The organism is Gilliamella mensalis (assembly GCF_900103085.1).
GTDB lineage: Bacteria > Pseudomonadota > Gammaproteobacteria > Enterobacterales > Orbaceae > Gilliamella > Gilliamella mensalis.
In genome coordinates this window covers 133,917-146,603 of sequence record NZ_FMWR01000007.1, presented here as the reverse complement: position 1 = coordinate 146,603, position 12,687 = coordinate 133,917, and the positions used below count along the sequence as shown (strand labels likewise).

Here is a 12,687-nt window from a genome sequence, read left to right as displayed (position 1 = left end):
CTCTACATTTATAGTCAAATATGTAAGTAGTGTTTATTCTAACTATTGATTGGGAAAGATCTTTTCGCTCAAAAAGACTTTCCTACTATACTTTGTTATTTTTTAATTAATCTGCGATTGCTTAAAAGAAGTAAGAATTTCGCCCAATTGGCTATTTTGTTCTTGGCTAATTTCGCGTCCTGCATGATGCCCTACATTTTCTTGCGCAAGCATAGCAAAGGCAATAAACCAATCAAATATCGCATGCTGAGAATAATTTTTAGTATTATCATCTAGCTTTGGTAATAAATGCGATGATTGCACATTAAATTCGCTTAATGGTGAAGAAAATATTGGCTTACCCTGATTAACTTTGCTCATTGGTATATCACTTGCTTGCCCTTGAATAAAACCAAGCCAAGCAATAAAGTCTGCAAGTAAGGTATGAATAGTGCTGACTTGTCTAGACTCTAGATCATCACGTTTACTACCTGTGTTTTCATTATGCAAAATGCGTTCACTTAAACTTGCTTCAAGTTTCATTCGATTTGCAGCAGTAATCAGTTCTTCTATCATAAAAGAGAGTGATTTTTGACTGATACCAAAAAAATCTAAGATATGCTTATCTAGCACAATATTTCTTAAATGATCTAACCATGCCGAAAAAACTATTTTTGCAAACTTTGATTCCGTAGGTAATTGAGTGCTTTGTTTGGTGGTTGATGATGAATTAACATCAGAAAATAGTTCAAAGTCAGCCGTTAAACCAAAATCATTAGATAAATTATCTAACAAATTATCACTGCCAGCTTGCTGCGTTTCATTTTCGACAGTATTGGAGTAATAAAGTGCTCTAATGGTTTGATCTGGCAGTTCAAACGCTTTAAGTAGTTCGCCTAATAATAGTGCTTTGCTCTGTAATTCTTTAACAACATCAGCAATGATTTGTTTTTTCTTAGCTAGCTCTTCAGCATTGTCTGCTTGATACCAAGTATCAAAACGCATATTAATGATATATGCAATTTTTTCATTGAGCTGTTCAACAATTCGCTGCTGTTTAACTTCAGTAATAGCCACTTGTTCTAAGTATTGACTAATTCGCTCTATACCACCATCATTGAGTTTTAACATGGCATCCCATGTTTCTTCTGGCTGGAACACGTACTGTTTAATATCACTATTTTGCACAAATGTACTTCTTAATACATTCATTTTATCTTGATAATTTTCATTATAAGATTGCTCTTGGCAGGTGTTCGGATCGACATTTAAAAACGGTACATCAAACCCCGGTTTGCGGACAAGAAAGACATTATTAAATTGATGCTCGTTAGACCAATTGCTTAACCAATCGTAACTACCAAAGCGTTCTAAAATAGTTTGCTGAAGTAACCCACCTTTACCCCAGCTATTTTTAAGATTGTCTTCTGATAGCGTTAATGAGGTACCAATGCGTTTATCAAACATGGTAATTGCCCATAATAACCCTGTTTTTTTCGTTGCTCTTTTTTCAGCTGTTTCACCTTGGGTTTTATCGATCCAACGCTCAAGTACTGGACCAACATCATTAACATCTGATTGTTTATCTGACGGAGTGCAAACAACTAGCACATTCATTTCTTGATTATCAGTATATTTTTCAAAAAGATAAGCAACTTTACCACGCAATAAAAGCTGAGCAATAGGGTTACCTTCTTTCACATCTGAAATCGATATCAAATTTAAACGCCCACGATATCCAGGAAAATCAAGTAAATCCACATTTTCAAAAGTGGGCACTTTGGTTTTATTGACTAATGGGAAAATTAATTCGGCGGTTAAAAAAGCCAATTGTGCTAAAGATATTGATGTTGGTGCGCTATTTAATGGCGTTATGGTAATCGATGAATCTTTGTCGGTATTTAATCGCTCAAGAATATCGACATTCATAATACTGTCAATTTGCGACTTAGTTCCATTATTATCTTTTACTAATACTGAAAGCGGTGCATACACAGTTTCAGCATGGTGTAAACTTGATAATGTGGTGGCTAATTGAGTATAAATTATCGTCAGTTCAGTAATTCCACCCCATAAGACAGAAAACAGCTCACCACGCTCTGCTATTGATAAATAAGGAATAAGGTGCGTTGCTTTTTCCCAATATCCCCCTTTCAATTCTTCAAGCGAGTTACCAAAGTTTTCAGATAAATAATCGTAAAGATCAACAATATCATCCTCGCTAACACCACCAACATAATTGATTTGTTTCTGATTTTCTAAGCGTTGAACGGTCTGATTTAACGGTGCAAACTCGATTTTATTAGATACTTTTTGCTGATCAAAATCTTTAAAATAAGCATTTATCAAGATTTTGACTATTTCGATCTCTTTAAATAATTTTAATTCTAACGGATAGTTAGGTATACCCCCTTTGGCAACACGGCTAAAGCGAGTGACAAGCCCCGTCGCCTCTTTGCCGCTACCAACGGGATTAACATGGTCAATAAAATCTAACACTTCATTATCGACAACCGTTTCAAGCTTACCATTTTCACCGGCTGCCAGTGCTGAAATAAGGTAGGATTTACCAGCCTGTGATAATCCAAAAAAACCAACTGCAACAGATTTAGTTGAGACATCTCCTAATCGTTTTGCGCTGTTACGTAACCGACGCAAATCCAAAATTAAGTTATCCGCTTCGCTATTTAAACGTTTAGATGAATGCCGTGTTTGATTCACCCACTCAATGGCCTTTGCAGATGCTTGATAGACCTGATCCCAAGATTTAGGCAGTTGTTCATTTAAGTTTTTCATCGTTTTATCATTCCACTATCAAGCCAATATTGCGTACTTATTAACCCCGAGTTAACCATGGTGTTTAAACTTAGTTTAATATCCTGTTTATTACAGGCTCGCCTATCTGAGGCTTTTACGTCTTTAATATAAAAATTTTCGATCGTTTTTTGTTTATTTTTTATGCCTAAAGTAACTTCTAGCACGACGCCTTCAGCGCTTAATCGCTTAGCCACTTCACTGCTTTCAATCGTTAAAATATAGATAGGCGATGCCGGCCAACGGTCAATGTCAAGTTGCCTAAAACCAAGTCTTGTAGTACCTCGAATTTCAAATGAGAGATTAGGAAAATCATAATCAGGATTATCCAAATCAATATCTTGGTAATAGACATTTTCTTTTTTAATCATATTAAGATTATCTAAAAGTCCAATGTACTTAACGGTTGAATATAAATCTATATTAGAGGATCTAAAATAGAAATTAGGTAATCGTAGATTCTTGCTTAAAAAGCACAACATCGCCCCCACAGCTGCCGTTGTTTTAGGATCATCAATTCGCTCTTGTTTATGGAAAGGATACCAACCACCTGTATAATAACCATGCAAAGGTAAAATTCGTCCAGCAGGCATAGATAAACGTGATCGGAAATAACTTTGGATACCAGGTAAACGCGAAGGACGACCAGTTAACAAAAGAACATCACACTGATAACAACTAATAATTTCGGATAATGCATCAAACGTTTTACAAATATTGTAATAATCACCCCGAATAAACAAATAATGAATACGTTTAAGGTTAATCTCAATACTTAAGTTAAGTACTGAAAAATCAGGATTATTTAATGCGCGCTTAATCGGTTCATTAATAAAATTGAGCACGTTATCGGTCATCATATTATGTTGTAATAATTCACCGAAAGTAGAACAATAGACATGTTGCTCTGTGTGTAATGGGTCATAAAGTTCGTACGCTTTTAATATTTGTAATCCAATTGGTGTAAATAGCTGTAAGGTAAGTTGCTGGCGTAATACCGCATCTTGAATGGATAGTTGCTGAGAGCCAATAATGGTGGACAAAATTGGGTTAGGGTCTGCAATTCCAGCTTGTTTTAAACCATTGGTTAAGGCCGTTATAACGGTATCTTGGATAATATCGAGTAAAATATCATCCCCAGCCACTTTGAATCCATCACGAAAAAGCTGAGTTGGCACAATATAAGCATTACTACTGTTGACTTGCCCGTTAACGCCGTAGTCTAATTGATAATCGTTAATCACTAAATCGGTTGTGCCACCACCAATATCAACCGTTGCAATCGTTAGCTTTTGCTTATCAGCTTTCCCCGGACGGATCATTGAGGCAATAAACTCTTCACATCGCCCATTATAATTATTTTGTGTTTCATTAAAAAGATACACAACTTGGCCACAAGTCGCTTCATCCCATTGAATATAAACTTCAGGAATATTTGACCAAACACTTTTTAATTGCTCAGGGTTATTGAAATCAATATTGTCATCTGAACTATCCCACCCAAGGCTTTTCCAAACCAAACCGATGGCTTGATATACGCAACTTTTAAATATTGCTTGTTCGGGTTTTGGCATAGCTGGCGGAATCGTTAAAATAATTGAACGTAAATTACGTGGTGTTTTCGCATGCTCTAGTTTATTACGCTGAGCGACACTATTCATTTGCATTAATGCATGCATTAATACTTCACATAACATAAACGTCATCAAAGAACTGCGAGAGTATTTTGGGTGGAAAACCGGCATTTTGCGATCATACTCTTCTTGAATATCATTGCTAAGAATATGTAATGCTTCACCATATTCATTAATTAAACTCGAAAAAGGCTCTGCCGTTGCAAATGGTTCATGATCACTTTTTACATAATGAGAGTTAAAACGCCACCCTTGTTCATATTTATCTTGATCCCACAAATAACGTTTTGGGCTTGAAAGTCCCGTTGCGCCTTCATTGCCTTCACGCCGACTGGCAAGTCGGCTTGCTTCTTGACCAACACGGACAATACTTGGCCAACGAAACGTGTCACGTCGCCCACTTTGCAAAGAAAAATGTTCCTTGCCAAAAAAAGTTTGGGCAAATTCAACTCGACTTTCAAACGGTTCATTATAAATATGTTCGGGCTGAGTTAAATCGCGGATTTCAAGCTCATAACGATGATTTAAACTATCTTTATCTTGGGCATGATCTTCAATTAGAATCCCACAAGTACGTGAATTACCCACATCTAAAATCATATCGACAGGAATTGATTTCACCACATCATCTTTATTATTTGATACAATTTTAATTGTCGGTAATTGCAATGAATCGGCAAGTAAATGGATAATATTTAGGTAGTGTCCATAATAAGATTTGCTTTTAATTTCTTGATTAAGATCATCTTTATGGATCTTTAACCGCTCAGATTGTGGCGCCAGCTCTTGAAAGAGATCAATTAACCAACTGGTTATCCATTTGAGCTCTAAATACCATGAAACCTGATCAGAACGATGGGCTAAACTAAAGACTGCACCAGTCATCACATCATTTTCGGTTGGAGCAAGATAAGCCACATCTTGTAAGTTAGCAAATACTTTTGTATCAAAAGCAAACGTAATTCGATGTGTATTACCATCAGGATCTTCACCTTCAGGAATGCTAACAATTCGAACTCGACTCCAATTATGCGGTCCTTGATCAAAGCGCTCTGGCGGTATTGAACGCAAAACAGGCACAGGTAACCAAATACCATCGTATAATTTTAACGACTGATCAACACTAATTTCTTGTGTTGGTTTGACAGCAAATGTTGGATTATCAGGTGTAAAAAATTGACCACTTTCCACATCTTCAATCAACCTGATGAGTGCACCACTTTCTGATGGATCAATAAAGGCTCCATTGACTTTACTGCGCCATTGATTATCTTTCCAATCGATTTTAAGTGCAAAATCAAGAAACTGAATACCACTATTCATAATCAGTGTCACTTCTTGACCATAATTGCGTAATTCTGGAAGCATATATAACCTTTATTGTTTTTTCATCGTTATTGGGAATGCAGTCCCATTATTATAAATTCCTTGGCAATTGGCTTTATTATCTTTGCCTGGTGTACATTGAATTTTGGGTAATTGATATTTGGTGTTATCACTACAAACAGCCTCAGTATTACCCGCTATACCTAAATTAGCATTTTTAATATCGGTGCCAACATTACCTGTACATTTTACACCGTCACTACGTGTTATAGTGACTTCGCCATTGCCATCTTTAAAGTTATAACTTAATTGCAACGGTTTACCTGTGGCTTTGTCTTGAATACCCCCATTGGCAGACCATTGACCATCTAAGAATTTTGTAGATCCTTGCTTGATTGCATCTGCTGGTAAGGCTAAATTATTGGTTTGATCAACCGCAGAGTTAGAATCTGCTTTATTGTCTTTATCTGATGGCGAAGAAGTTTGGTCAGCGCTATCTTTGTCTTGTCCATTTTGAACATCTGTATTATCTTTTTTATCGGGATCGGTAGGCGTTGATTTTTCATCTTTATCATCTGTTTTACCCACATCAGGCGCAGTCACTTGATCATTTTTATTATCTTGCGCATCTGGATTTGAAGTATTATTACCCTCATTTGCATTATCTGGTGCTACAGAATGATCAACCGAATCACTTGCTACATTGGGGTTAGTTGGAGTATTAGTTGCATTGTCTAAAATTGTGTCATTTGGTATAGCACTACCCGTGACACCGAACCGATTATCAACAACCACATCTCTTGGCTCAGTTTTTAATGCTGGATCTATCGCTTTTTTATCCTGTTTGTCATCTCTTTCTGCTTGATTAATATGACTATTATCTAAAGATACATTGGGATTAATCGATAGCTCGGGTTTTAACCAACAACCGCGTAGCAAAAATAACGCTAATAAAAGCAATAATAACGATAATAACCCTACCCACCAACGCTTCCACCATGGTTTATTATCAATTGGCGTTGCAGAAGTAACGGCTGCTGCTTGTGCAACTTTTGCTACCGATTCTAAACTATAGAATGGAGAATTTCCCTGAGAGATGTGCGGATACACAAATCCCCAGAAAGTAATCACCGGTTTACCGTTAACAATATAAACAAATTGATTACTGGGAAAACGTATTGCCATCAAATTAGGTTCGGCACTATCAACATTATTTTTTGGATCATAAATAAGACGGCTAAAAAGCAGTTGATCACCTTCTAAATTAGGATTACTGGCTAGTTGTTTGCCCAAATTAATCACTTTATGTTCAAATTCTTTCAGTAAAGCCAGCGCTGACTGTTGCTCAGATTCACTAGCTGAAGTCCAAGGAACAATATCATATTGCCCATCAGGCTGATTTGAATCAAAAGGAATATACCAATCGATAATATTGCCGTGATCATTGCGTTGAGGAATAGCTAAATAATCGGCATATTGTTTACCTAATTTAACCCTAAACATTTCACGGATTTGAGCTGCAACTAAATAAGCGGCTTTACCATCATGCCCAAGCATTTTAAAATCTTTAATATCACCACTTCGAAGTAATGTATTTGTCATATATTCCTTTCTATTATTTGACTTATAAGCATTTTTACGCAATAAAAATAAGTTTAACAGAAAACGCCATTATTGTAATTGGTATCATTTTGGATATTATGAATTTTTAGCCATATTTTGTTAATTGTTCTAATACATAGCACGCTTTATATACACCCTCAATAGGCACCTTTAACAATTTGGTTTATTAAAATTTTTAAGTTAATTATTACATAATATGATGCGCGCTAAATTTATAGTAAAACATCTACTTTACTGAAGTTTTTTTATAAAATTATTTTAAAAACTCTTCATCGGTTAACACGCGTAATGGCTGCATATCGCTTTCGCCTTTGATCACTAAAGTAGGATCAGAGCGTAAACAAGTACCGCCATAATGACCACCAACTGTAAAAGTACATAACTGTAAATACCTTTCATCAACTTTAGGTAAACACCATAACTCTTGATAAATATTTTCTTGTTTAGCAAATTTGCCAAGTGTTTTATCAAGTATTTGCTCTTTACTATTGACTAATTCAATATTACTGCCCCTTCGCCCTGCAATAGGTTTTATCGCATAACCTTTTTTTATTAGGTTTTCGTTAAGCTCAAAAGTTGATTCTAATAAATAGCGATGGTTAGGAAACAATGACCACAATACTGGCAAAATCGCCTTATTACTTGGAATAACAGTCCATAACGGTTCAAAAACAGACACCTCAGGCCGTAAAAGTACATCAATTAATCTTACGGTATTATCAGGATGCCAAGTACGAATTGGTAAACCGGCAACTTGAACTTCGCTTTCTTGTCGAAGCTGTTCTAAAACGGTTTCCCAAGCCCATGTTTTCCAGACACAAGTGACTTGGCGATCCTCATCGTCCACTAGCCGACCTCGTTTATCCCATCTCAGTCCACTTAGTCCGCGTAAAATTTTGCTATCAATTCCTGCCAAAGTAAGGGCTTTTTGCATGAATAAAGCGTGATAATTTTCTTCACTGTCATCATCACGCATAATATGTACAAATGCTTGCGCATCACTATGCCTCCAGCAATTCGCTAAAGCATTAAGTAAATCCTCACTCGGGTTTGTCCCTATATTGAGTCTTGCTTGTGTCGCCCAGTTTGCTAAAATTTTCCCAGCTTCAGTATGACAAGAGGCCGAATCAGCATTATATTCATAGACTTTAAAGCCACGTTCATCCATACAAAAATCTAATCGACCTGTAATCATTTGATAACGACGCTGTTGCCACGAAAGCCTTAATCTTGGCCATAATATTTCAGGAATATTAAAATTAAGTAATAAATTGTCATCCTTTAATACCTTGTCGGTGGCATGCAAATACATTAAATGTAATTCATTCGTTGCTCGAATTAGTTCCTGCTCAGCACTTTCTGAAATAGTGAAATAACGATAATGATCATCATGGCTAATAGCATGACCTGCCGCTAAAACATACGCATGTTCTAATGGATCTGATTCATCTAACCATTTTTTATCGAATTGACCTTCATTTTTAATATGGGCACTATGAATTTGAAGTAAAGGCTGAGGAATTTTAGATTGAGGTAAACTATACTCAGTGTTATCAGTTTGAATCATCCAACCTAAAATTTTCGTATCATCAAACGTATCATGTAAATGATAACCTTCACTAGACACCGTCATTTTAAGCTCACGCGTCCATTGCTGCCCGATGGGTAAACGTGTATGTATTACATTTTGTTCAGCAATCCGGACTTTATCTTCAAATACTTCAGTGATAATAGCAACATGACCTGTTTTATCAAATACGCCACCATCATCCCATACCAATAAAGATCCTGCTACTGGCGCTTTTTTGCTACCATTAGCAAATGCTTGCAAAGGTAAAATCGCCTCGTTAACAACTTGCCTTAAAAAGCGTAGTGAAAAAATTTCGTGCGCCATCCCTACATCCGTAAAAACGATACCGTAATTTAAGAATAAAAAACGCCTTGCAAATTCAACACATTGCCATTTATATCCCATATACTCATAGCCAGAATAGCTACGAAATGCTCCATCATTTGGATATTGATTTCGATCTAATGTTTCACAATCAGAAGAATAAATGGCAACCCCGCCCGGTGCATAACCTAATAATGTGCCAAAAGGTTCTTTATTTTTGGATTTAGATGACATATTGTTTTAGCCTTATAGGTAAATAGTAAAAAACGCTTATTTCACTATGTTAGAATTTTCTTATCATAGCTCAAAATATATACTTTAAAAAGCGATGTTTACTGTTCGTTACTTGAAGAGTGATAAACAGCCTATATATAGTAATCATCCTTGATACCATACATTGAACCTATTAACAGAGAAATATAAAATTATGCAACCAACAAAATTAAATGAATTATTAGAGTTCCCATGTTCTTTCACTTACAAAGTAATGGGCGAAGCTAAACCTGAACTTGTTGACAAAGTGGTATCTGTGATTCAACGTCATGCGCCGGGTGATTATACGCCATCAATTAAACCGAGTAGTAAAGGAAATTATCATTCAGTATCAATTACCATTAATGCTACGCATATTGATCAAATCGAAAATCTTTATAAAGAGTTGGGTGAAATCGATATTGTAAGAATGGTTTTATAGCGTTTTACTTTTTCGCCTAAAATAGCGTTTTATTGTTATGGATAAGGCGCTATTTTACCCAACACAAATAAAATAAAAAATTAAATAAAATCAACAACTTTCCTGACTAATTTTTGAATGGATATTTTCACTTTTATAAAGCAAAACACATCAAAAAATCAAATAAAATCAATTGCTTTTCTGAATGTTTTTTGACAATATTAGTTATAAATTCGCTTTTTGTTTTTACTATATAAGCAACACTATTAACCAAATTGAAAGGGAAAGAGCAAGATAGCACCACTGCCTTGCTCTTTTAATTGGTAAACAAATTATCCTAAAATTTTAGCTAATTCTTTTGTTACTTCAGCAACAGGCTGGGTCCCATCAACACGGAAATACTGTGTGCGCCCTTCTTTGGCTTCATGCTGATAATAATTGATCAGTGGTTTAGTTAAATCGTGATATTCGACAAGGCGTTTACGCACAATATCTTCATTATCATCTTTGCGAATAGTCAGCGGTTCACCAGTGACATCATCAATATTTTCAACTTTAGGTGGATTATGACGAATATGATAAACACGACCTGAAGCAGCATGAATACGTCGTCCACTCATACGATCAATAATTACAGCATCAGGCACATCAAATTCAAGTACATAGTCTACATCAATACCTGCCGCTTTCATGGCATCTGCTTGAGGAACGGTACGAGGAAAACCATCTAACAAAAAGCCATTTGCGCAATCGCTTTGTGCAATACGTTCTTTAACTAATGCAATAACAAGTTCATCAGTAACCAATTTACCCGCATCCATTAATTCCTTTGCTTGCAAGCCAAGCGCTGTACCCGCTTTTACTGCTGCACGCAACATATCACCAGTTGAAATTTGGGGAATACCGTATTTTTGCATAATAAATTGTGCTTGAGTTCCCTTTCCTGCTCCTGGTGCGCCTAATAAAATAATTCGCATAAAATAACCTCTTATGGCTTTAATATAGATAATATCTTCTATTCTGATAAATAATGAAATATCACCTTACTGCTGGAGATTAAACCATCAGTTGGGCAAATATAGTTCACCGATCCGCAGCCCTTAATCATCTGCGCTTTTTGCTGACATATCGGGCAAATATATTGTTCTAAATAATGTTTCTTGCAATGAAGACAATTAAAATATTGAGGAGAAACAACACTCATTTTATGATGACACTTTGGGCAAATGCCTTCTTGCCCCTGCTTAACTGTCATTGGTTTTGACATAAACTATTTTCGCCCTCTAACATGTTTCATCAATCGGCGTCGTTTACGTTGCTGTGATGCGGTTAAACTATTTTTCCGTCCTTCAAATGGGTTAGCCCCTTCTTTAAACTGAATTCGAATTGGTGAGCCCATAATTTTTAGCGAGCGTCTAAAATAGTTCATCAAATAACGCTTATAGGAATCAGGCAAGTCTTCAACTTGATTACCATGAATAACGACAATGGGTGGATTATACCCCCCAGCATGCGCATATTTTAATTTAACACGACGCCCTCGCACCAAAGGAGGCTGATGGTCATCTTGTGCCATTTGCATAATTTTGGTTAATAATGCCGTATTAACACGACGGGTTGCACAATCATACGCTTCTTGAATTGAATCAAATAAATTTCCAACGCCACTACCATGCAACGCAGAAATAAAGTGTACTCTGGCAAAATCAATAAAGTCTAGCCTATCATCTAGTGTCGTTTTAACTTGTTCTTTGATATCTTGTGACAAGCCATCCCATTTATTAACAGCTATCACAAGTGAGCGCCCACTATTAATAATAAACCCTAGTAATGATAGGTCTTGATCGGATATACCTTCACGGGCATCTATAACTAAAATGACAACATTAGCATCTTCAATGGCTTGTAACGTTTTAATGACAGAAAACTTTTCAACAGTTTCGGTGACTTTTCCACGCTTACGAACGCCAGCGGTATCAATCAAGATATACTCACGTTCATCGCGTGTCATGGGGATATAGATACTGTCACGCGTTGTGCCTGGCATATCATATACAACTACGCGCTCTTCCCCTAAAATTCGATTAGTTAGTGTGGACTTACCCACATTTGGACGTCCCACTATAGCAACTTTTATAGGTTGGTTAATTAATGATTCTGTATCATCAAGATCGGAATCATCATAACATTGAGATAAGTCGCTAGATTGTTCCTCGTCGTCAAAATCGCTATTTTGTTCATCATCAAACTGAAAAATAGGATCTAATACGGTTTCAATTAACGAGCTTACACCTCGACCATGGCTAGCTGCAATAGGATGAATTTCACCCAATCCTAAGCCATAAAAATCAGAAATCGCAGTATCGGCATCAATACCATCAATTTTATTAGCCACTAAAAAAGTGGCTTTTTGACGAGAACGTAAGTGTTTAGCAATAGCATGATCGGCAGGCATCGCACCCGCTCTAGCATCAACCAAGAAAAGAACAATATCGGCTTCTTCTATTGCTTGCAGGGATTGTTCAGCCATAAAGCTTTCAACCCCATCTTCAGAGCCATCAATACCACCAGTATCAATCAAGATATATTCATGGCCCTTAATTTCTGCTCTGCCATACTTACGATCACGAGTTAATCCAGGAAAGTCAGCCACTAAGGCATCTCGGGTTCGCGTTAACCGATTAAATAAAGTCGACTTTCCAACATTTGGACGACCAACAAGTGCTACAACAGGTACCATGTTT

General features: G+C 36.4%; 8 protein-coding genes. 1 reads left to right on the top strand and 7 read right to left on the bottom strand.

Features of this window, described 5'->3' with window-relative positions; all coding sequences use genetic code 11:
- Nucleotides 1-102: 102 nt before the first annotated feature.
- The 4 genes from BQ5209_RS03695 to gss all read right to left on the bottom strand — a co-directional run bounded on the left by BQ5209_RS03695 (nucleotide 103) and on the right by gss (nucleotide 9,504).
- The gene (locus BQ5209_RS03695; protein ID WP_085247199.1) at nucleotides 103-2,775 is read right to left on the bottom strand and encodes a putative virulence factor; all 2,673 of its coding nucleotides are present in this window, start codon (nucleotides 2,773-2,775) and stop codon (nucleotides 103-105) included.
- Nucleotides 2,772-5,795 (bottom strand): virulence factor SrfB, encoded by a 3,024-nt coding sequence (locus BQ5209_RS03690; RefSeq protein ID WP_085247198.1) that lies wholly within the window; start codon nucleotides 5,793-5,795, stop codon nucleotides 2,772-2,774. The genes BQ5209_RS03695 and BQ5209_RS03690 overlap by 4 nt, the downstream gene beginning before the upstream one ends.
- Before the next feature lie 9 nt (nucleotides 5,796-5,804).
- Nucleotides 5,805-7,355: an SrfA family protein gene (locus tag BQ5209_RS03685; protein ID WP_085247197.1), complete on the bottom strand. Its 1,551-nt coding sequence runs from the start codon at nucleotides 7,353-7,355 to the stop codon at nucleotides 5,805-5,807.
- A 274-nt stretch (nucleotides 7,356-7,629) separates the two neighbouring features.
- Nucleotides 7,630-9,504 (bottom strand): bifunctional glutathionylspermidine amidase/synthase, encoded by a 1,875-nt coding sequence (gene gss / locus BQ5209_RS03680; protein ID WP_085247196.1) that lies wholly within the window; start codon nucleotides 9,502-9,504, stop codon nucleotides 7,630-7,632.
- 193 nt (nucleotides 9,505-9,697) lie between these two features.
- Here gss and ybeD point away from each other — a divergent pair, with 193 nt between their 5' ends.
- Nucleotides 9,698-9,964: a DUF493 family protein YbeD gene (gene ybeD / locus BQ5209_RS03675; protein ID WP_085247195.1), complete on the top strand. Its 267-nt coding sequence runs from the start codon at nucleotides 9,698-9,700 to the stop codon at nucleotides 9,962-9,964.
- A gap of 311 nt (nucleotides 9,965-10,275) precedes the next feature.
- On the opposite strand, the gene adk is transcribed toward ybeD, so the two are convergent.
- The 3 genes from adk to der are packed head-to-tail and all read right to left on the bottom strand — an operon-like array spanning nucleotide 10,276 to nucleotide 12,683.
- Nucleotides 10,276-10,920 carry an adenylate kinase gene (gene adk / locus BQ5209_RS03670; protein WP_085247194.1) on the bottom strand — a complete coding sequence of 215 codons (645 nt, stop codon included), beginning with the start codon at nucleotides 10,918-10,920 and terminating at the stop codon, nucleotides 10,276-10,278.
- 38 nt (nucleotides 10,921-10,958) lie between these two features.
- Nucleotides 10,959-11,210 (bottom strand): YfgJ family double zinc ribbon protein, encoded by a 252-nt coding sequence (locus BQ5209_RS03665; RefSeq protein ID WP_085247193.1) that lies wholly within the window; start codon nucleotides 11,208-11,210, stop codon nucleotides 10,959-10,961.
- 3 nt (nucleotides 11,211-11,213) lie between these two features.
- Complete coding sequence (gene der, locus BQ5209_RS03660) at nucleotides 11,214-12,683, bottom strand: ribosome biogenesis GTPase Der (RefSeq protein ID WP_085247192.1); 1,470 nt, start codon at nucleotides 12,681-12,683, stop codon at nucleotides 11,214-11,216.
- Nucleotides 12,684-12,687: the final 4 nt, after the last annotated feature.

Bases quoted from the DNA above. Each gene is read 5' to 3' on its own strand.
- BQ5209_RS03695 (WP_085247199.1), bottom strand. From the start codon at position 2,775: ATGAAAAACTTAAATGAACAACTGCCTAAATCTTGGGATCAGGTCTAT.
- BQ5209_RS03690 (WP_085247198.1), bottom strand. From the start codon at position 5,795: ATGCTTCCAGAATTACGCAATTATGGTCAAGAAGTGACACTGATTATG.
- BQ5209_RS03685 (WP_085247197.1), bottom strand. From the start codon at position 7,355: ATGACAAATACATTACTTCGAAGTGGTGATATTAAAGATTTTAAAATG.
- gss (WP_085247196.1), bottom strand. From the start codon at position 9,504: ATGTCATCTAAATCCAAAAATAAAGAACCTTTTGGCACATTATTAGGT.
- ybeD (WP_085247195.1), top strand. From the start codon at position 9,698: ATGCAACCAACAAAATTAAATGAATTATTAGAGTTCCCATGTTCTTTC.
- adk (WP_085247194.1), bottom strand. From the start codon at position 10,920: ATGCGAATTATTTTATTAGGCGCACCAGGAGCAGGAAAGGGAACTCAA.
- BQ5209_RS03665 (WP_085247193.1), bottom strand. From the start codon at position 11,210: ATGTCAAAACCAATGACAGTTAAGCAGGGGCAAGAAGGCATTTGCCCA.
- der (WP_085247192.1), bottom strand. From the start codon at position 12,683: ATGGTACCTGTTGTAGCACTTGTTGGTCGTCCAAATGTTGGAAAGTCG.